Below are 19,945 nucleotides of genomic sequence, written 5' to 3'. Positions count from 1 at the left end.
CCGTCAAGTTGATTTTTGACCGGCGGCCACCCGGGGGGAAGAGAATGGACAGCTGAAGATCGGCCGACGCCCGTCGGCCGGGCAACGACCGAGGGACACGACCGTAGCGATGAGCATCCACACGCCTCGCGGCGACACCAGGGCACGCATCCTGGACGTGGCCCTCGAACTGTTCTCCGAGCAGGGGTACGAGAAGACGTCGCTGCGCGAGATCGCGGACCGGCTCGGGGTCACCAAGGCCGCTCTCTACTACCACTTCAAGACCAAGGACGACATCGTCCGCGGCATCGTGGAGAGCATGTCGGCGCCGATCGACGAGGCCATCGCCTGGGGCCGGGAGCGGCCCTGGTCGCCGGAACTGCGCGATGAGCTGGTGCGCCGCTTCGCCGACGGGATGACGGCCCGCAGCGGGCTGCTCCGCTTCTTCCACGAGAACCAGCCCGCCGTGCGCGAGCTGAACGCGGGGGCGCTGTTCAAGGAGCGGATGATCGCGATGGTGCAGCTCATCCAGGGTCCGGAGAGCAGCTACCAGGACCGGGTCCGGGCCGTGGTGGCCCTGCTCACCATCAACGCGGGCCTCTTCATGCTCCAGGAGGAGCCGGAGGGACACCAGTGCCCCGCCGCCGACCGGCAGGCCGCCGCACTGGAGGTCGCCCTGGAGATCGTCCAGCGCATCACGCCCGAGGCGACCGACGGCAAGGACGCGGCGACGGAGGTCTGAGCGGTACGACAACGCGGGACGACAACGGGGGTCGCCGTACCCGTCGGAACGGGCCTGAAGCCGTGAGCCCGGTCACAGCGGTTGCGGCGATCACTATCGGCTCTCGTAGCCGGAAGGCGTCCGCCCGGCACCAGCTCAGAGCGTGTGTATACGCACAGATGTCCGCCAGGTGCTGGGGCGAATACGGACATGCGTAGTAAAGCCGGGGCTTTGGGACGGCCAACGGCCTCTGTTAGGACTTGGTCTGCCCGCCGAGGGGCAGATCGAAACACCTCATCGTTCGATCGGCCCCCCGACCGCTGAAGCCCCCGCCCAGAGTCGGGGCCCCGGCCCGCGCAACCGGCACCTCACCGTGCCGATGCGGATCACCGGGCCGTCGAACCGATAGAGGACACCCAGCGTGAAGCACCGCACCCCCCGTCTCCGTCCCACCCGCCTGGCCGCCGTGCTCGCCGGTGCCGCCGTCGTCGGCGCCACCCTGACCGGCACCGCCTTCGCTGCGGACGGCGCACCGGGCCCGTCCATGACCGCCCACGAGGCGCACGTCAACCACGTCAACCACCGCGCCCACATCGCGCACCTGGTCCACCTGGCCAACGAGGCCGCCAAGGCGTCCGCCGCCTCCCACGCGGCGCACGCCGCCCATGAGGCGCACACCATCGCGGCCGCCAACGCCGCCGCCCGCGCCAAGGCCGCCAGCGACGCCCACGCGGCCCACCAGGCCCATGTGATCGCCGCGGCCAACGCCGCCGCCCGCGCCAAGGCCGGCTCCCACGCCGACCACGCGGCCCACGAGGCGCACCGGATAGCCGCCGCCAACGCCGCCTCCCGCGCTGCGAACCGGCCGACCCTCGGCACCCCCGCCGCCTCCGGCTACGCCTCCCCGGTGCCGCGCGGCACCTCGCTCAGCCAGCCCTTCGGCGTGCCGAACAGCGGCTACGCCGCCGGCTACCACACCGGCTGCGACTTCGCGGTCTCTGTCGGCACCCCGCTGTACGCGGTCGGCAACTCCACCGTCGTCTCGGCGGGCTGGGCCGGTGCCTACGGCAACTCGGTCACCCTGCGGCTGGCCGACGGCCACTACGCGCTGTACGCCCACATGTCCTCGGTGAGCGTCAGCGCCGGCCAGACGCTCTCCGCCGGCCAGCAGATCGGCCGCTCCGGCAACACCGGCAACTCGACCGGTCCGCACATGCACTTCGAGATCCGCACCACCAACAGCTACGGCGCGGTCATCAACCCCGTCTCCTACCTCCAGGGCAAGGGCGTCTCGCTCTGACCCCGACCCCGGCCGGCCATCCCGGCTGAGCAGCAACGCCGCAGGCCCCGCCGTCCCTCCTGGGACGGCGGGGCCTGCGGCATGCCCGGCCGGCGGGCCGCTACGCCTTGGCGAGGTCCGCGCGGTCACCCATCACCACGACCGGGTGCTGCGCCGGGTCGAGGGTGCGCAGCAGCTGCTTGACCGCCGCCTTGGGCAGGGTCACACAGGCCGAGGAGCCCTTGCCGGGGTCGAGGTGCAGCCAGATGCCGCCGCCCTTGGACTCGCCCTGCGGCCGCCGGGCGTCCAGCGGCGAGGAGCCCTGCACCCGGTTGTAGTCGATGGCGATCACATAGTCGAAGTCATGCCGGTGCGAGGCGCCCCAGGAGGCCGGCGGGGTGAAGGCCGGGTCCTGGTGGTACGGCAGCTTGGAGCCGGGGTCGGGCAGCACGCCGCCCGCGTCGGTGAGGGTGAAGACGCCCTCCGGGCTGCGCAGGTCGTTCTCGTGGTGTGCGGGCGTCCAGCCGCGCCGGCCGTTGTGGGAGTCCCAACTGGCCTCGGCGATCCAGCGGCTGCCGGTCTTCTGGTACAGCGTCACCTTGCCGGTGGCCGCGTCGACGCCGTCGCCGTACGCCACCACCACCTGCCGGGTCTGCGCGGGGATCTTCGCCAGCCAGCGCTGGGACAGCCCGTCGAGCCGGCCGTCGGGCGTCGCTGACGGCGAGGCGGCCACCCGGACCGCCGGTGGTGTGGCCCCCGCAGCCGGTCGTGCTCCGCCGCTGCTGCCGCACGCGGTCAGCGGCAGTGCCAGCCCCGCCAGCGCCACCGCAGTACCCACCCATCGACCGGCCCGCACCCCGACCTCCCCGCTCTCGTGGATTCGACCGTAACACCCGGTCAGCCGGCCGCCGTACCAACGCCGACATCTGGTACCAACCCCGGACATGCCGACGCCCCGCCGCCTCCGGGGAGGCGGCGGGGCGTCGGATGGCGCGGTCTGCTACTTGGTGAGGTCCGGGCCGGCGGCGGTGACCGGCGGGACGTCCGCGACCGGCACCTTCTCCTCGCCACGGAAGGTGAACTTGGCTTCCTTGCCCTCGCCCTCCGTGTCGACCACCACGATGTGACCGGGGCGCAGCTCACCGAAGAGGATCTTCTCGGAGAGCACGTCCTCGATCTCGCGCTGGATGGTGCGGCGCAGCGGGCGGGCGCCCAGGATCGGGTCGTAGCCCTTCTTGGCGAGCAGCTTCTTGGCCTCGGTACCGAGCTCGATGGCCATGTCGCGGTCCTTGAGCCGCTCGTCCACCTTGGCGATCATGAGGTCGACGATCTGGATGATGTCTTCCTCGGACAGCTGGTGGAACACCACGATGTCATCGACGCGGTTGAGGAACTCCGGCCGGAAGTGCTGCTTGAGTTCCTCGCCGACCTTGGCCTTCATCCGGTCGTATCCGGTCTGGATGTCTCCCTGGGCGGCGAAGCCCAGGTTGAAACCCTTGGAGATGTCCCGGGTGCCGAGGTTGGTGGTCATGATGATGACCGTGTTCTTGAAGTCCACCACCCGGCCCTGGGAGTCGGTCAGCCGACCGTCCTCCAGGATCTGCAGCAGCGAGTTGAAGATGTCCGGGTGGGCCTTCTCGACCTCGTCGAAGAGGACGACCGAGAACGGCTTGCGGCGCACCTTCTCGGTGAGCTGGCCGCCCTCCTCGTATCCGACATAGCCGGGGGGCGAGCCGAAGAGGCGGGAGACGGTGTGCTTCTCGGAGAACTCCGACATGTCGAGCTGGATGAGCGCGTCCTCGTCGCCGAAGAGGAATTCGGCGAGGGTCTTGCTCAGCTCGGTCTTACCGACGCCGGACGGGCCGGCGAAGATGAACGAGCCGCCGGGGCGCTTGGGGTCCTTGAGGCCGGCCCGCGTACGGCGGATGGCCTGGGAAAGCGCCCGGATGGCGTCCTTCTGCCCGATGACGCGCTTGTGGAGCTCGTCCTCCATGCGCAGCAGCCGGGAGGACTCCTCCTCGGTGAGCTTGAAGACCGGGATGCCGGTGGCGGTGGCCAGGACCTCCGCGATCAGCTCCTCGTCCACCTCCGCGACGACGTCCATGTCGCCGGCCTTCCACTCCTTCTCCCGCTTCGCCTTGGCGGTGAGGAGCTGCTTCTCCTTGTCCCGGAGCGAGGCGGCCTTCTCGAAGTCCTGCGCGTCGATCGCGGACTCCTTCTCCCGGCGCACGTCGGCGATCTTCTCGTCGAACTCGCGCAGGTCCGGCGGCGCGGTCATCCGGCGGATGCGCATCCGCGAACCGGCCTCGTCGATGAGGTCGATCGCCTTGTCGGGGAGGAAGCGGTCCGAGATGTAGCGGTCGGCCAGGGTGGCGGCGGCGACCAGGGCGGAGTCGGTGATCGAGACGCGGTGGTGCGCCTCGTACCGGTCACGCAGCCCCTTGAGGATCTCGATGGTGTGCGGCAGCGACGGCTCCGCGACCTGGATGGGCTGGAAGCGGCGCTCCAGCGCGGCGTCCTTCTCCAGGTGCTTGCGGTACTCGTCCAGCGTGGTGGCACCGATCGTCTGGAGCTCGCCGCGGGCCAGCATCGGCTTGAGGATGCTGGCGGCGTCGATGGCGCCCTCGGCGGCGCCCGCACCGACCAGGGTGTGCAGCTCGTCGATGAACAGGATGATGTCGCCGCGGGTGCGGATCTCCTTGAGCACCTTCTTCAGGCGCTCCTCGAAGTCACCGCGGTAGCGGGAGCCGGCGACCAGCGCGCCCAGGTCGAGGGTGTAGAGCTGCTTGTCCTTCAGCGTCTCCGGGACCTCGCCCTTGACGATGGCCTGGGCGAGGCCCTCGACCACGGCGGTCTTGCCGACGCCGGGCTCGCCGATCAGCACCGGGTTGTTCTTGGTGCGGCGGGACAGCACCTGCATGACCCGCTCGATCTCCTTCTCGCGCCCGATGACCGGGTCGAGCTTGGCCTCGCGTGCGGCCTGCGTGAGGTTGCGGCCGAACTGGTCGAGGACCAGGGAGGTCGAGGGGGTGCCCTCGGCCGGGCCGCCGGCGGTGGCGGTCTCCTTGCCCTGGTAACCGGAGAGCAGCTGGATGACCTGCTGCCGCACCCGGTTGAGGTCGGCGCCGAGCTTCACCAGGACCTGGGCGGCGACGCCCTCGCCCTCCCGGATCAGGCCGAGCAGGATGTGCTCGGTGCCGATGTAGTTGTGGCCGAGCTGCAGGGCCTCCCTCAGGGAGAGCTCAAGCACCTTCTTGGCACGGGGGGTGAAGGGGATGTGCCCGGACGGGGCCTGCTGGCCCTGCCCGATGATCTCCTCCACCTGCTGGCGGACCGCCTCGAGCGAAATCCCGAGGCTCTCCAGGGCCTTCGCAGCGACACCCTCACCCTCGTGGATCAGGCCCAGGAGGATGTGCTCAGTACCGATGTAGTTGTGGTTGAGCATCCGGGCCTCTTCCTGAGCCAGGACGACAACCCGCCGCGCGCGGTCGGTGAACCTCTCGAACATCGTTATCGCTCCTCAGAGCGGTCGGGCAGTTAGGGGTCGGTCCCCTCCCTGTCCTTCCGCATGCTAGTCCCGCGCAGCGGGACAGCTACCTTCAACTGTCGACGCCCATCGCGACGCGTTCCCCCGCGACAGTCGACAACAGTCCCAACCCGATGCTGCGAGACGATGTTCCCGCAGGCCAGCCAGATCCACCCGATACCGCTACGCCCATGGCGAACGCGGCCGCCGACACGCGGCTCCACAGAGCCCGGGGGATCGTTTCGTCGTCAGCCATATACCCGTGGCGGCCCGGGTTCCATCCCCGATTCCACCGCGGCACGGACTGGTACGGACGGCCTGCGGACGGCCGCCGGGGCACGGAGGAGAACCTCCGCGCCCCGTATGGCTGCGCCGCCCCGCATCCGGTCAGGCGTGGGCCTTCTCGTACGCCTCACGCACCGTGCTGGGGACGCGGCCGCGGTCGTTCACCGTGTAGCCGTTGTCCTTGGCCCACGCGCGGATCTTCGCGGTGTCCTGGCTGCCGCCCGCCGGGCGGCCCGCCGCAGCGGACGTCCGGGCGCGGGCGCCGCGGTTGCCGCTCAGCCGGCCGCTCTGCTTACGCCCCTTGTCGACGAACGGTGCGAGCAGCTCACGCAGCCTGTCCGCATTCTCGCTCTTGAGGTCGATCTCGTAGGCAACACCATCAAGTGCGAACGTGACCGTCTCGTCCGCCTCGCCACCGTCGAGATCGTCGACAAGAAGAACCTGTACCTTCTGCGCCACCGGCTTCCCTTTCCACTAAACGACGGATTGCCTTGAGGAAAGCAAAGCGCCTTTTCGCGGAAAACACAAACCCTGCGGACGAACACGCCCCTGCGGCTACACCGCTCGCACCCACGCCATACCAGTCGAGGTGTCCGCGTACCAGAGTCGGCGCAGTTCCTTCACAACAGCAGCAGCATGCGCGAGTTGCCGAGGGTGTTCGGCTTCACGCGTTCGAGATCCAGGAACTCGGCCACACCCTCGTCGTACGAACGCAGCAGCTCTTCGTAGACATCGCCCTCGACCGGTGCCTCACCGATCTCCACGAAGCCGTGTTTGGCGAAGAACTCCACCTCGAACGTCAGACAGAAAATACGCCGCACGCCCAGCCAGCCTGCGGTGTGCAGCAGCTTCTCCAGCAGCTGGTGGCCGACGCCGTGGCCCAGGCAGGACGGGTGCACCGCCAGGGTGCGCACCTCGGCCAGGTCCTCCCACATGACGTGCAGCGCGCCGCACGCCACCACCTTGCCGTCGCAGTCGCGCTCGGCGACCCAGAACTCCTGAACGTCCTCGAAGAGCGTGACGGTCGGTTTGTCGAGCAGAATCCGCTCCCGCGCATACCCGTCGATGAGCCCGCGCACCGCCCGCACATCGCTTGTCCGCGCCCGGCGGATCGTGACCTCCATGGAGATGACGCTATCGTGCCGCGCCGTCTCCCGATCCGCCCTCCCCCGCCGCCGGATCGGCTACCGCCTGATCGGGTGGGGGTGCGGCGACCCGCAATGCGTCACGCAAGGCGTCCTGCTGCTCGGGAGACATCATCCCGAAGAAGTGCACCAGGGCGGCGGCCGGGTTGTCACTGGTGGCCCACGCGTCGTTCATCAGCGCCGCGGTGTATGCCTCGCGGGAACTGACCGGTTCATATCGGTAGGCCCGCCCCTCGCGTTCCCGGCGCAGCCACCCCTTCTGGAACAGCTTGTCCATCACCGTCATCACGGTGGTGTACGCGATCTCCCGTTCCCGGTGCAGATCCTCCAGCACCTCGCGAACGGTCACCGGGCGGTTCCACTGCCAGACCCTCGTCATGACCTCGTTCTCAAGCTCACCGAGTTGCCGCACCATCCGGATCACCTCCATCGGCCGAGTCCGGCAGCGCCCCCACAGTAGGGAGTGAAGCAGACAAATACACCCTATTCGGTAATTCCGGCGTGGCGTGGGAGGAGGCCGGGACGCGGCGAAGCCGCCACCGGCTGCGGTGGCGGCTTCGCGTCCTGCGCTGGATGCCCGGAGCCCCGGGCGGCCCGGAGCGGCGTTATTCGGCCGTGCCGGGCCCGGCGGCGGGGGTCGCGGCCGTGGCGGCGAGGGCGTCCGCGTACGCGTCCTCCTTGGCCTTCTGGGCGCCGCCCTGGCTCCGGACGATCGCCCGGATGAGGAAGGTGAATCCGACCGCCATCACCAGCGGCGGGACGATCGCACCGACGTAGTCCACTACTGTCACGCTCCTTCGGGCTTGACCAGGGGGAAGAGCACGGTCTCCCGGATGTTCTTTCCGGTGAGCAGCATGATGAGGCGGTCCACGCCCATGCCCATCCCGCCGGTCGGCGGCATGGCGTACTCCAGGGCGCGCAGGAAGTCCTCGTCGAGCTGCATGGCCTCGATGTCACCGCCCGCCGCCAGCAGCGACTGCGCGGTGAGCCTGGCCCGCTGCTCGATCGGGTCGACCAGCTCGGAGTAGGCGGTGGCGATCTCGGTACCGAAGATCACCAGGTCCCACTTCTCCGCGACACCGGGGACGCTGCGGTGCCGGCGGGTCAGCGGGGAGACCTCGACCGGGTAGTCCTTGATGAAGGTCGGGGTGACCGCGTTCTCCTCCAGCAGCCGCTCGACCATCTCCAGCACGATCTGGCCGTGGCCCCACTGCTGCTCGTAGGGTACGCCCGCCGCCTCGGCCAGCTTGCGCAGCCGCTCCACCGACGTCTCCGGGCTGATCTCCTCGCCCAGCCGCTCGGAGATGCCGCCGTAGACGGTGACCTCGCTCCACGGCTCGGCCAGGTCGATCTCACGCTCCACGCCGTGCGCGTCGGTGCCGCGCACCACGGTGGTGCCCAGCGCGTCGCGGGCGGCGTTCAGGACCAGCGTGCGGGTCAGCTCGGCCTGGGTGTCGTAGTCGCCGTACGCCTCGTACGACTCCAGCGCGGTGAACTCCGGGTTGTGGGTCGCGTCGGCGCCCTCGTTGCGGAAGTTCCGGTTGATCTCGAAGACCTTCTCCACGCCGCCGACCACCAGCCGCTTGAGGTACAGCTCGGTGGCGATCCGCAGATACAGGTCGATGTCATAGGCGTTGATGTGGGTGATGAACGGCCGGGCGTTGGCGCCGCCGTGGATCGGCTGCAGCATCGGGGTCTCGACCTCGGTGAAGCCCCGGTCCTCGTACGTGCGGCGGATCGAGCGGACCACCCGGCTGCGCAGCTGGAGCATCTCGCGCGCCTCGGGGTTCACGATCAGGTCCACATAGCGCTGGCGGACCCGGGCCTCGGGGTCGGTGAGGCCCTTGTGCTTGTCCGGCAGCGGGCGCAGGCACTTGGCGGTGAGCTCCCAGCGGTCGACCATCACCGACAGCTCGCCGCGGCGGGAGGTGATCACCTCGCCCTCGACGCCGACGTGGTCGCCCAGATCGATGTCGCGCTTCCACTCGGCGAGGCGGTCCTCGCCCAGCTTGTCCAGCGAGAGCATGACCTGGAGGTCGCCGCTGCCGTCGCGCAGCGTGGCGAAGCAGAGCTTGCCGCCGGTCCGGCTCAGCACCACCCGGCCGGTCACGCCGGCCCGGACGCCGGTGGCGGTGTCGGGGGCGAGGTCGGGGTACTGGGCCCGCAGGTCCGCGATGGTGGTGGTGCGCGGGAAGCCGACCGGGTACGGGTCGACGCCGGCTGCGCGCAGCCGGTCCAGCTTCTCGCGCCGGACCCGCATCTGCTCGGGAAGGTCGTCCGGGGCGGCGGGGGCGGCGGTCTGCTCTGTCACGCCCCCAGGGTATCGACAGCCCCGGGGTGCCCCGCCAACCGGTTTCACCTGCGGGGCCGGGACCGGGGCGGCGGGTCGGCTTGGGCCGGTGGGGTCGGCTGCGGGTGCGTCGGAGGCTGCTCGCGGGCCCGGCGGGGCGGGTGGTCACGTGAATGGGACAGCTGCGGGCAGGTGGGTGGCTGGTCGCGCAGTTCCTCGCGCCCCCGGCGGGGCGGGTGGGATAGCTGAATGGGTCGACTGCGGCCGGGTGGGCGGCTGGTCGCGCAGTTCCTCGCGCCCCCGGCGGGGCGGGTGGGATAGCTGAATGGGTCGACTGCGGGCAGGTGGGCGGCTGGTCGCGCAGTTCCTCGCGCCCCCGGCGGGGCGGGTGGGATAGCTGAATGGGACGGCTGCGGGCAGGTGGGCGGCTGGTCGCGCAGTTCCTCGCGCCCCTGACGGGGCGAGCTGGTGGCAGGGGGCAGCCAGGCAGCCACCCTGGGGCGCGGGGAACTGCGCGAACAACCAGCTACGGGGGTGCAGGTTCGCTCGCGCAGTTCCCCGCGCTGTCCGGACTGTGCCAGGGCTGCCGTCCCGGGACGGGTCATCCACGCCGTTCTGGCAGTGCCAGGGCTGCCCTCCCGGGACGGGTCGTCCGCGCCGGGGAGGCGGGGTCAGCCGGTGCCGGTGGCGAGTTCGGGGCCGTCCTGGTCGTCGGGGTCGGCCGGGCGGGGGCGGCGGGCGAACAGCTCGGCCGGGGTGGGGACCGGGCGGGAGCCGGGCTTGGCGGGCGTCCGCTTCCCCTTCTCCTCGGCGGCGGGCTGCTCGGGGCGGCGGGGCTCGGCGCTGCTCATCGGATTCGCTCCTGCGTGGCTCGTCGGGACTGCGGTGAGATGCCTCGGCGGCGCCGCGGCGGCGGCCAGGCGTTCCCGTACGGCGGCCTCGGCGACCGCGTGGCAGCGGCCGGCCAGCAGGGAGCGGCGGTACCGCTCGGCCGGGGTGCAGGGCAGCCCGCCCAGCCGGCGCAGCGCGCGGAGGTCCTCCGGCCCGGGGAGGTAGCCGTCGGCGACGGCCTCCTCCAGCCGCTCCAGGTACCCGGGCGCGCTGCCCGGCAGGGCGTCGCGGTAGCGGGCGAGGTCCGCGAGGAGGAAGGCGCGCAGCCGCCCGCCCTCGCGCACGGCCTCGTCGATGGACTCGGCGAGGCGCAGGAAGTCCTGGACGTCCTCGGTCCACGCGTCGGCGGCCCAGGACGTCCCGGCCCCGCCGATCTGCGGTGGTACGGCGGGGTGGAGGACCTGGGCGAGGGCACGGCGCAGCACCCGCAGTTCGTCGGTGCTGAAGGCCATGCCGCCGCGCGACCCGTGTGGCGTAGGCATGACTTGACAGTACGTCGGATATGTCCGATTCACCGTCAATGACGCGGCCCGTCTACCGATTGGCGGATCATGCGCTCATCCGACCGGCCCGGGGCGGCACTTGCCCGTACGCCCGATCAGTGCGCGGGGGTGTTCCGCTCGTAGACCAGCCGCAGGCCGATCAGGGTGAGCCAGGGCTCGTGCTCGTCGATCGAGGCGGCCTCCCCCAGCACCAGCGGCGCCAGCCCGCCGGTCGCGATGACCTGGACGTCGTCGGGGTCGGTGGCCAGCTCGGCGGCCATCCGGCCGACCACGCCGTCCACCTGCCCGGCGAACCCGTACAGGATGCCCGCCTGCATCGCCTCCACGGTGTTCTTGCCGATCACACTGCGTGGCCGGGCCAGCTCGATCTTGCGCAGCTGGGCGCCGCGCACCCCCAGCGCGTCCACCGAGATCTCGATGCCGGGCGCGATGGCGCCGCCCACGTAGTCGCCGCGCTCGTTGACCGCGTCGAAGGTGGTGGCGGTGCCGAAGTCGACCACGACGCACGGGCCGCCGTAGAGGTGGTTGGCGGCCAGCGCGTTGACGATCCGGTCGGCGCCGACCTCCTTGGGGTTGTCCATCAGGACGTGCACCCCGGTCTTCACCCCGGGCTCGACGAGGACGGCGGGGACGTCGCCGTAGTAGCGGCGGGTCACCTCGCGCAGCTCGTGCAGCACGGACGGGACGGTGGAGCAGATCGCCAGCCCGTCCACCGCGTCCTCGCCGAGCACCGGGTGGGCGCCCATCAGGCCCTGCATCAGCACGGCCATCTCGTCGGCGGTGCGCCGCGGGTCGGTGGAGACCCGCCAGTGCTCGACGATCTCCTCGCCGTCGAAGAGGCCGAGCACGGTGTGGGTGTTGCCGACGTCGATGGTGAGCAGCATGGGGGGAGTCCTGATGGTCGTGGGACGGGGCGGGTCAGGCGCGCAGGTCCAGGCCGATGTCCAGGATGGGCGCGGAGTGGGTGAGCGCGCCGACGGCGAGGTAGTCCACGCCGGTCTGCGCGACCTCGCGGGCGTTGGCCAGGGCCAGCCCACCGGACGCCTCCAGCCGGGCGCGGCCGGCCACCAGGGCGACGGCCTCCCTGAGCTGGGGGACGGTGAAGTTGTCCAGCAGCACCAGGTCGGCCCCGGCCGCCAGCACCGGCGGCAGCTGGTCGAGGGTGTCCACCTCGACCTGCACCGGCAGCTCCGGGTAGGCCGCGCGGACCGCCCGGAACGCCTCGGCCACGCCGCCGGCCGCCACCACGTGGTTGTCCTTGACCAGGGCGGCGTCGCTGAGTGCCATCCGGTGGTTGACGCCGCCGCCGCAGCGCACCGCGTACTTCTCCAGGGCGCGCAGGCCGGGGGTGGTCTTGCGGGTGTCGCGGACGGCCGCGCCGGTGCCCTCGACGGCGTCCACCCAGGAGCGGGTGGCGGTGGCGATGCCGGAGAGGTGGCAGAGCAGGTTGAGGGCGCTGCGCTCGGCGGTGAGCAGGTCGCGGGTGCGGCTGCGGACGGAGAGCAGCACCTGGCCGGGCTCGACCCGGTCGCCGTCCTCGACGTGCCGCTCGACCTCGAACTCCTCCTCGCAGACCAGCGAGATCACCGCCTCCGCGACCCGCAGCCCGGCGACGGTGCCGGCGGCGCGGGCGGTGAAGTCGGCGGTGGCCACCGCGTCGGCGGGCACGGTGGCGGCGGAGGTGACGTCCTCGCCGCCGGCCAGGTCCTCGGCCAGCGCCAGGGTGGCGATGTCCTCCACCTCGACCGGGTCCAGGCCGGCCTCCGCCAGCAGTTCGGCCAGCGCCGGGTCGAGGCCGGTCTCGTACTCCTCGCCGCCGCAGCCGCAGCCGTCCCCGCAGCCGCCGGCCAGGGGCAGGTCCGCGTGGTGGTAATCGTGGTCGGGGCCGTGGTCGTGGTCGGGCACAGTGGTCACTGCTCCTCGGAGGCGATGACGGGGTCCTGCCGGACGACGGGCTCCCCGGTGGCTGCGGACAGGGTGGTGATCAGGTGGCGGCGCCAGCGGGCGTCGTCGCGGTCAGGGAAGTCCTCACGCCAGTGGCCGCCCCGGGTCTCCTCGCGCAGCGCGGCGGCGGCCACCAGCGCGGTGGCGACCAGGAGGAGGTTGGCGGCCTCCCAGGTCTCCACCCGGGGGTCGGCGGGCTTCTCCTCGGCCAGCCGCTCCCGGGCCTGCGCGGCCAGCGTCGCCAGGCCCGCCGCCGTGGTGGCCATGCTGCCGGCCGAGCGCAGCACGCCCGCGCCGGCCGTCATCAGCCGCTGGATCTCGGCGCGGTCCTCGGGGGCGGGCAGCGGTACGGCGGTGGTGCCGGCCGCCGCCGGGGTGCGCTCGGGCAGCTCCCCGGCGGCCTGCCGGGCGGCCAGGTCGGCGGTGATCCGCTCGGCGAAGACCAGGCCCTCCAGCAGCGAGTTGGAGGCCAGTCGGTTGGCGCCGTGCACTCCGGTGCAGGCCACCTCGCCGCAGGCGTACAGCCCGGGGACGTTGGTGCGGCCCAGCCGGTCGGTGCGGACCCCGCCGGAGGCGTGGTGCGCGGCGGGCGCGACCGGGATGAGATCGGTGACCGGGTCGATGCCGTGCGCGCGGCAGGAGGCCAGGATGGTGGGGAAGCGCTGCTCCCACATGGCGGCGCCGAAGTGCCGCCCGTCCAGGTACATGTGCTCGGCGCCGGTCTGCTGCATCCGGCGCAGGATGCCCTTGGCGACGATGTCGCGGGGGGCCAGTTCGGCCAGCTCGTGCTGCCCGACCATGAAGCGGACGCCGTCCGCGTCCACCAGGTGGGCGCCCTCGCCGCGCACCGCCTCGGAGACCAGCGGCTGCTGGCCCTCGGCGTCCGGGCCGAGCCAGAGCACGGTGGGGTGGAACTGGACGAACTCCAGGTCCGCCGCCTCGGCACCGGCCCGCAGCGCCAGGGCCACCCCGTCGCCGGTGGAGACGGCCGGGTTGGTGGTGGCGGAGAAGACCTGGCCCATGCCGCCGGTGGCCAGCACCACCGCGCGGGCCCGGATCGCGCCGACGCCGTCGCGGCGGCCCTCGCCCATCACATGCAGGGTCAGCCCGGCGGCGTGCCCGGCGGCGTCGGTGAGCAGGTCCAGTACCAGGGCGTGCTCGACCACCTCGATGCCCGGGTCGGCGCGCACGGCGGCGACCAGTGCCCGGGATATCTCGGCGCCGGTCGCGTCGCCGCCCGCGTGCGCGATCCGGTGGCGGTGGTGGCCGCCCTCGCGGGTCAGCAGGATCTCACCGTCGGCGGCGGTGTCGAAGGCGGCGCCGGTGGCGATCAGCCTGCGTACGGCGTCGGGGCCCTCGGTGACCATCACGCGCACCGCGTCCGGGTCGCACACTCCGGCGCCGGCGACCAGGGTGTCGTCAAGGTGCTGCTCCGGGGTGTCGCCCTCGCCCAGCGCGGCGGCGACGCCGCCCTGCGCCCAGCGGGTCGAACCCTCGTCAAGCATCGCCTTGGTGACCACCATGACGCGGCCGAAGGCGCTGCGGGCCCGCAGCGCGGCCGTGAGGCCGGCCACCCCGGAGCCGACCACGACGACATCGGTCGTGGCGGTCCAGCCGGGGGCCGGGGCGGTCAGTCGATAGGTGGCAGGCATGGGTCGGGCTCCGGTCATCCGTGGGCGGCGGCTCGGGCCGCGCGCCGTTCCACGTCACCGTACGCCCCCGGTGCCGAGGGAGTCCCGGCGACCGCGTCGCCACGGACGGTACCGGTGCCGGGGACCGGCTCCGCCGGGTCGGCGCCGGTGCCGAGCGGCCGGTTGTCCGCGTCCACGAAGACCACCCGGGGCCGGTGGGTGCGGGCCTCGGCGTCGTCCATCTGGCCGTAGCCGATCAGGATCACCAGGTCACCGGGGTGCACCAGCCGGGCGGCGGCGCCGTTGATGCCGATCACGCCGCTGCCGCGCGGCCCGGCGATGGTGTACGTCTCCAGCCGGGCGCCGTTGTCGATGTCGACGATGTGGACCAGCTCGCCGGGGAGCAGGTCGGCGGCGTCCAGCAGGTCCTCGTCCACCGTGACCGAACCGACGTAGTGCAGGTCGGCCTGGGTGACGGTGGCACGGTGGATCTTGGACTTGAGCATGGTGCGGAGCATGGGTCACGCCTCCTGGGTCGAGTGCATGCCTGGCTGGAAACCAGCGGTCCGGACGGGGTCGAAGCGGTCGAACCGGTCGAAGTGGCCTAGAAGTCGATCCGTACGTTGTCGATCAGGCGGGTGGTGCCCACCCTGGCCGCGACCGCGAGCACCGCCTCACCGGTGTGCCCGTCCGCCGCCTCGGTGAAGTCGGCCGGGTCGATCAGCGCCAGGTAGTCCAGCTCGACCGGCGGCTCGGCCCCGGCCGCCGACGCCAGCACCGCGCCGGCCGCCCGGCGGACCGCGTCCGGGCCCTTGGGGGCGGCCTCCCGGCCGGTGAACAGCGCCCGGGACAGCGCGCGGGCCGAGATCCGCTCCTGCTCGGACAGGTAGCGGTTGCGGCTGGAGAGCGCCAGGCCGTCGGGCTCGCGGACGGTCGGGACGCCGACCACCTCCACCGGGAAGTTCAGGTCGAGCACCATCCGGCGGATCACCGCCAGCTGCTGGGCGTCCTTCTCCCCGTAGAAGGCGACATCGGGCCGCGTCAGCTGGAGCAGCTTGCCGACCACCGTGCACACCCCGTCGAAGTGACCGGGCCGCGAGGCGCCCTCGAACCGCTCCCCCATCGGCCCGGCGGTGATCCGCACCTGCGGCTCGCCACCGGGGTAGACCTCCTCCGCCGCCGGCGCGAAGACCAGGTCGGCGCCCGCCTCCGCCGCCAGCCGGACATCGGCCTCCAGGGTGCGCGGATAGCGGTCCAGGTCCTCACCGGGGCCGAACTGGAGCGGATTGACGAAGACGGTCACCGCCACCGTCCCCGCCACCCGCTGCCGGGCGGTGCGGATCAGCTCGGCATGCCCCCGGTGCAGCGCGCCCATGGTCATCACCACCCCGCGCTCGCCGGGCAGCGCCGCCAGCCGCTCCCGCAGCTCCCGGCCGGTGTGCAGCAGCTCAGCCATCATGCGTCCTTCCGGCCGTCGGCCAGTACGTCGAGCAGCGCCGCAGCGGCGTCCGCCGAGAGCATCCCGTTGTCCAGCGCCCGGTCGGCGGTGGCCCGCGCCATCGCCCGGTACGCCTCCAGCGCCTGCGGCGAGACCCGGCGCAGCTGCGCCAGGTGCTGCCGTACGGTGCCCGCGTCGCCCCGGGCGACCGGGCCGGTGAGCGCCCCGTCGCCGCTGCGCAGCGCGTTGTCCAGCGCCGCGCCGAGCAGCGGGCCCAGCATCCGGCCCGGCTCGGCCACCCCGGCGGCCCGCAGCAGCTCCTGGGCCTGGGCGACCAGCGTGACCAGGTGGTTGGCGCCGTGGGCCAGGGCCGTGTGGTAGAGCGGCCTGACCTCCTCCGGCACCCACTCGGGCTCGCCGCCCATCTCCACCACCAGCGCCTCGGCCACCGGCCGCAGCTCCTCCGGGGCGGTCACCCCGAACGGGCAGCCGGCCAGCCGGGAGACGTCCACGGAGGTCCCGGCGAAGGTCATCGCGGGGTGCAGCGCCAGCGGCAGCGCGCCGGCCCGGGTGGCGGGCTCCAGTACGGCGAAGCCATGGGCGCCCGAGGTGTGCACCAGCAGCTGTCCGGGCCGCACCGCACCGGTGGCGGCCAGCCCGGCCACCAGGTCGGCCAGCGCGTCGTCGGGCACGGTGAGCAGCACCAGGTCGGCGGCGGCCATCACCTGCGGCGGGGTGACCAGCCGCACCCCGGGCAGCAGCTTCTCCGCCCGGCGCCGGGAGGCGGTGGAGACACCGGACGCGGCGACCACCCGGTGGCCGGCCAGTTGCAGGGCCGCGCCGAGCGCCGGGCCCACTCTGCCGGTGCCCACCACGCCCACGGCCAGCCGCGCGGGGCGGTTGCCGGGGTCCATGGGGTCGCCGAACTCGAAATCGGGCAGCCCTGCGGCGTGTGCCCCGTCGTCGGGTTGGTTCACGGCTTCGCTTCGACCTTCATCCGTTCCAGTCCTCTTCGGGTACCGGACGTACCCCGCCATGGTACGGAAGTACCGCGCTGCGGCCGACCGGTGGCCCCGTGGCGGACCGCACAGCCGGGTGGTGGGGGATGATCCCGGCATGGACGAGGAGCGGGAGAGGCAGGCGGCGCTGCTGCGCGGCTGCACCGGGGTGCTGTCCCAGCAGCGGACCCGGACGGTGCGGGAGCTGCTGGCCGAGCTGGCGGGCGGTGACGGCGCCGCGCACGGCCCGGACGGGCTGCTGGACGGGCCGCTGGACGGGCCGCCGGACGTGTACGGGAACGGCGGGCCGGTGGCCCGGCTGGAGGAGCGGGTCGCGGAGCTGCTGGGCTTCGAGGACGCGGTGTTCTTCCCCACCGGCACCATGGCGCAGCAGGTGGCGCTGCGCTGCTGGGCGGAGCGGACCGGCAGCCGTACGGTGGCCGCCCATCCGCTGGCCCACCCGGAGGTGCACGAGCGGCAGGCGTACAGCGCGCTGAGCGGGCTGCGCACGGTCTGGCCGACGGCCGCGCCCCGGCTGCCGACGGCGGCCGAGGTGAGCGGTCTCGACGAGCCGTTCGGGACGCTGCTGCTGGAGCTGCCGCTGCGGGACGCCGGGTTCGTACTGCCGTCCTGGGGGGAGCTGCGCGGGGTGGTGGAGGCGGCGCGGGACCGGGAGGCGGTGGTGCACTTCGACGGGGCGCGGCTGTGGGAGACGCCGGGCCACTTCGGGCGGCCGCTGGCCGAGATCGCCGGGCTGGCCGACTCGGTGTACGTGTCGTTCTACAAGTCGCTGGGCGGGCTGTCGGGTGCGGCCCTCGCCTGCTCGGCGGAGTTCGGCGACCAGTGCCGGGCCTGGCGGCACCGCTACGGCGGGCAGCTGTTCCAGCAGTGGCCGGCGGCGCTCTCGGCGCTGCTGGGGCTGGACCGGGAGCTGCCCCGGCTGCCGTCGTACGTGGCGCACGCCCAGCAGGTGGCGGCGGCGCTGGCGGGGGCGCTCGGGGGGACGCCGGGGGCGCGGGTGTATCCGGAACCGCCGCACACCCACCAGTTCCAGGTGTGGCTGCCGTATCCGGCGGCGGAGCTGGAGGCGGCCGGGTGGCGGCTGGCGGCGGAGACCGGCCGGGCGCTGTTCGGCCGCTGGCGGGAGCCGCTGCTGCCGGGGCTGGCGATGACCGAGGTGACGGTGGCGGCCAGTGCGCTGGAGTGGTCGCCGCAGCAGGTCGCGGAGTCGGCGGCGGCCTTCCTGGAGCGGCTGTAGCGGCGGCTGTGTCGGCGGCCGCCGCCGCTCAGGCGGGGCCGCCGGCCCGGACCAGTCCGGTCTCGTACGCGAGCACCACGGCCTGCACCCGGTCGCGCAGCGCCAGCTTGGCCAGGATGCGGCCGACGTGGGTCTTGACGGTCGCCTCGGACAGGGTGAGCCGGCCGGCGATCTCGCCGTTGGACAGGCCCTGGGCGACCAGCAGGAACACCTCCCGCTCCCGGTCGGTGAGCCGGGCCAGCACCGGGGCGTCGCTCGGGCTGTGCGGGCCGGGCAGCACATCGGCGAAGCGGTCGATCATGCGGCGGGTGGTGGTCGGCGCCACCACCGCGTCGCCCGCGTGCACGGCGCGGATCGCGGCCACCAGCTCGGTCGGCGGCACGTCCTTGAGCAGGAAGCCGCTGGCCCCGGCCTTGAGTGCGGCGAAGGCGTACTCGTCCAGGTCGAAGGTGGTCAGTATCAGCACCCTGGGCGCGTCCGGGCGGGGGGTGCCGTCCTGGCGCAGGCAGATCCGGCTGGTGGCCTCCACGCCGTCCATCCGGGGCATCCGCACGTCCATCAGGATGACGTCGATGTCGGCGCCGGCCAGCACCTGGAGTGCCTGGGCGCCGTCGCCCGCCTCGGCGGCGATCTGGATGTCGCCCTGCGACTGGAGGACCATGCGGAAGCCGGTGCGCAGCAGCTCCTGGTCGTCGACGAGCATCACGCGGATGGTCATGGGTGGCCGGTCTCCTCGGGGTGGGTCGGGGGTCGGGGTCGGGCGCGGCGGTGTCAGGCCGGGGCGGTGGCCTTCAGCGGTAGTACGGCGCGGATGCGGAAGCCGCCGCCGGGGCGCGGCCCGGCGTCCAGCCGGCCGCCGACCATGCCGACCCGCTCCCGCATGCCGATCAGGCCGTGGCCCTGCCCGTCGGCGCCGCCCTGCTCGTACAGCTCGGCGGCCGAGCCCCGGCCGTCGTCCTCGACCAGCACGTCCACCGTGCCGTCCGCGAAGCGGATGTGGACGTCGGCGCGGGCGGTGGGGCCGCCGTGCTTGCGGACATTGGTGAGCGCCTCCTGCACGATGCGGTACGCGGTCAGCTCCACGCCGCGCGGCAGCTCGCGCGGCCCGCCCTCCAGGGTGAACTCCACCGGCAGCCCGGCGCTGCGGACCTGCTCCAGCAGCTCCGGCAGCTGCTCCACACCGGGCTGCGGCACGTACTGGCCCTCGCGGGCGTCGGCGGACCGCAGCACGCCCAGCAGTCTGCGCATCTCGTCCAGCGCCTGGCGGCCGGTGGCGGCGATGGTGGCCAGCGCCTCCTTGGCCTGGTCGGGCGAGGCGTCCAGCACGTACGCGGCGCCGTCCGCCTGGACCACCATCACCGAGACGTTGTGCGCCACCACGTCGTGCAGCTCACGGGCGATCCGGGCCCGCTCGGCGGCGACGGCCACCTTGGACTGGGCGTCGCGCTCGCGCTCCAGCCGCGAGGCGCGGTCCTCCAGCTCGGCGTAGTAGGCGCGGCGGATGCGGGTGAGCCGGCCCAGCGCCCAGCAGAGCACGAACGGCGCGCTGAGCAGCACGCAGACCAGCGCGATCTCGCCCACCGGGTGGCCGGCCGGGTTGCCGCCGAACCGCCACAGTGCCAGCGGCCCGGCCGCGAGGCCGAGCCCCAGCGCCGTCCGGGAGGCCCAGCGGGAGCCGAAGGCGGCGGCGGTGTAGGTCAGCACCAGCAGCGCGATGTCACCGGCGCCCGGAATCCACCCCAGCAGCACCTGGAGCAGGCCGAGCGCGACCCCGGCGACCAGCATCGCGTCCGGGTGGCGGCGGCGCAGCGCCATCAGCACCGTGAGGGCGGCGGCGAGCAGCAGATAGGCGCTCCGGGGGGAGTCGCTGCCGTCTCCGGCGTCGCTCACCACGCTCAGGCCCAGCACCAGCAGCGCCCAGGCGCTGTCGACCAGCGTGGGGTGTCTGCGGAGCCAGGCGTAGAGGTGCTGCACGCTGTCCAGCCTAGGCAGCGGGATGCCCCTTCGAAGTCCACCGCCAGAGCGATCCGCCCTACTCCCCAGGGCGGAGAGGCCGC

At 73.0% G+C, this 19,945-nt stretch carries 18 protein-coding genes and 1 pseudogene; 3 read left to right on the top strand and 16 right to left on the bottom strand.

All coding sequences use genetic code 11. The annotated features are described in order from the left end of the window. Positions 1 to 109 precede the first annotated feature (109 nt). Together ACIQGZ_RS03445 and ACIQGZ_RS03440 are read left to right on the top strand one after the other, a co-directional pair. The gene (locus ACIQGZ_RS03445) at positions 110 to 721 is read left to right on the top strand and encodes a TetR/AcrR family transcriptional regulator (RefSeq protein WP_402599049.1); all 612 of its coding nucleotides are present in this window, start codon (positions 110 to 112) and stop codon (positions 719 to 721) included. A gap of 400 nt (positions 722 to 1,121) precedes the next feature. Further along, positions 1,122 to 2,000: a M23 family metallopeptidase gene (locus ACIQGZ_RS03440; protein ID WP_402599047.1), complete on the top strand. Its 879-nt coding sequence runs from the start codon at positions 1,122 to 1,124 to the stop codon at positions 1,998 to 2,000. Positions 2,001 to 2,100: 100 nt separating this feature from the next. Here ACIQGZ_RS03440 and ACIQGZ_RS03435 read toward each other — a convergent pair whose 3' ends face one another. The 14 genes and pseudogenes from ACIQGZ_RS03435 to ACIQGZ_RS03370 all read right to left on the bottom strand — a co-directional run bounded on the left by ACIQGZ_RS03435 (position 2,101) and on the right by ACIQGZ_RS03370 (position 16,546). Then, entirely contained in the window at positions 2,101 to 2,817 is a 717-nt protein-coding gene (locus ACIQGZ_RS03435) for a L,D-transpeptidase family protein (protein WP_402599045.1), read from the bottom strand. A 162-nt stretch (positions 2,818 to 2,979) separates the two neighbouring features. Beyond that, positions 2,980 to 5,487, bottom strand: a complete 2,508-nt coding sequence (locus ACIQGZ_RS03430; RefSeq protein WP_402599044.1) for an ATP-dependent Clp protease ATP-binding subunit — start codon at positions 5,485 to 5,487, stop codon at positions 2,980 to 2,982. 405 nt (positions 5,488 to 5,892) lie between these two features. Then, the gene (locus tag ACIQGZ_RS03425; protein WP_402599043.1) at positions 5,893 to 6,249 is read right to left on the bottom strand and encodes an Lsr2 family protein; all 357 of its coding nucleotides are present in this window, start codon (positions 6,247 to 6,249) and stop codon (positions 5,893 to 5,895) included. A 161-nt stretch (positions 6,250 to 6,410) separates the two neighbouring features. Beyond that, positions 6,411 to 6,914 carry an amino-acid N-acetyltransferase gene (locus ACIQGZ_RS03420; protein ID WP_402599042.1) on the bottom strand — a complete coding sequence of 168 codons (504 nt, stop codon included), beginning with the start codon at positions 6,912 to 6,914 and terminating at the stop codon, positions 6,411 to 6,413. Between the two features lie 10 nt (positions 6,915 to 6,924). Continuing rightward, positions 6,925 to 7,350, bottom strand: coding sequence for a BlaI/MecI/CopY family transcriptional regulator (locus ACIQGZ_RS03415; protein WP_402599967.1), 426 nt, complete (start codon positions 7,348 to 7,350; stop codon positions 6,925 to 6,927). Positions 7,351 to 7,540: 190 nt separating this feature from the next. Then, positions 7,541 to 7,726 carry a hypothetical protein gene (locus tag ACIQGZ_RS03410; protein WP_402599040.1) on the bottom strand — a complete coding sequence of 62 codons (186 nt, stop codon included), beginning with the start codon at positions 7,724 to 7,726 and terminating at the stop codon, positions 7,541 to 7,543. After that, positions 7,723 to 9,246: pseudogene (gene lysX / locus ACIQGZ_RS03405) on the bottom strand (bifunctional lysylphosphatidylglycerol synthetase/lysine--tRNA ligase LysX); the annotation flags it as partial. The gene ACIQGZ_RS03410 and the pseudogene lysX, both read right to left, overlap by 4 nt. Positions 9,247 to 9,896: 650 nt before the next feature. Further along, positions 9,897 to 10,568 carry a hypothetical protein gene (locus ACIQGZ_RS03400; RefSeq protein ID WP_402599966.1) on the bottom strand — a complete coding sequence of 224 codons (672 nt, stop codon included), beginning with the start codon at positions 10,566 to 10,568 and terminating at the stop codon, positions 9,897 to 9,899. A gap of 146 nt (positions 10,569 to 10,714) precedes the next feature. Next, positions 10,715 to 11,503, bottom strand: a complete 789-nt coding sequence (locus tag ACIQGZ_RS03395; protein WP_402599039.1) for a type III pantothenate kinase — start codon at positions 11,501 to 11,503, stop codon at positions 10,715 to 10,717. A 34-nt stretch (positions 11,504 to 11,537) separates the two neighbouring features. Further along, positions 11,538 to 12,524, bottom strand: coding sequence for a carboxylating nicotinate-nucleotide diphosphorylase (nadC, locus tag ACIQGZ_RS03390; protein ID WP_402599965.1), 987 nt, complete (start codon positions 12,522 to 12,524; stop codon positions 11,538 to 11,540). Between the two features lie 5 nt (positions 12,525 to 12,529). Continuing rightward, entirely contained in the window at positions 12,530 to 14,215 is a 1,686-nt protein-coding gene (locus tag ACIQGZ_RS03385; RefSeq protein WP_402599037.1) for an L-aspartate oxidase, read from the bottom strand. 14 nt (positions 14,216 to 14,229) lie between these two features. Then, entirely contained in the window at positions 14,230 to 14,712 is a 483-nt protein-coding gene (gene panD, locus ACIQGZ_RS03380) for an aspartate 1-decarboxylase (protein WP_402599036.1), read from the bottom strand. Positions 14,713 to 14,798: 86 nt separating this feature from the next. Further along, positions 14,799 to 15,650 (bottom strand): pantoate--beta-alanine ligase, encoded by an 852-nt coding sequence (gene panC / locus ACIQGZ_RS03375; protein WP_402599034.1) that lies wholly within the window; start codon positions 15,648 to 15,650, stop codon positions 14,799 to 14,801. Next, positions 15,650 to 16,546, bottom strand: a complete 897-nt coding sequence (locus tag ACIQGZ_RS03370; RefSeq protein ID WP_402599964.1) for a Rossmann-like and DUF2520 domain-containing protein — start codon at positions 16,544 to 16,546, stop codon at positions 15,650 to 15,652. Before ACIQGZ_RS03370 ends, panC begins: the two co-directional genes overlap by 1 nt. Positions 16,547 to 16,748: 202 nt before the next feature. Between ACIQGZ_RS03370 and ACIQGZ_RS03365 the strand changes: the two genes are divergently transcribed. Beyond that, positions 16,749 to 17,888 carry a threonine aldolase family protein gene (locus tag ACIQGZ_RS03365; protein ID WP_402599033.1) on the top strand — a complete coding sequence of 380 codons (1,140 nt, stop codon included), beginning with the start codon at positions 16,749 to 16,751 and terminating at the stop codon, positions 17,886 to 17,888. Positions 17,889 to 17,916: 28 nt separating this feature from the next. Here ACIQGZ_RS03365 and ACIQGZ_RS03360 read toward each other — a convergent pair whose 3' ends face one another. Together ACIQGZ_RS03360 and ACIQGZ_RS03355 are read right to left on the bottom strand one after the other, a co-directional pair. After that, positions 17,917 to 18,606: a response regulator gene (locus tag ACIQGZ_RS03360; RefSeq protein ID WP_402599032.1), complete on the bottom strand. Its 690-nt coding sequence runs from the start codon at positions 18,604 to 18,606 to the stop codon at positions 17,917 to 17,919. A gap of 53 nt (positions 18,607 to 18,659) precedes the next feature. After that, the gene (locus ACIQGZ_RS03355) at positions 18,660 to 19,862 is read right to left on the bottom strand and encodes a sensor histidine kinase (protein WP_402599031.1); all 1,203 of its coding nucleotides are present in this window, start codon (positions 19,860 to 19,862) and stop codon (positions 18,660 to 18,662) included. Positions 19,863 to 19,945 lie beyond the last annotated feature (83 nt).

It is taken from the genome of Streptomyces sp. NPDC092296, from assembly GCF_044755465.1.
Taxonomy (GTDB): Bacteria; Actinomycetota; Actinomycetes; order Streptomycetales; family Streptomycetaceae; genus Peterkaempfera.
The sequence above is the reverse complement of the archived record's forward strand: the minus strand, read 5'-3'. Positions and strand labels throughout refer to the sequence as shown.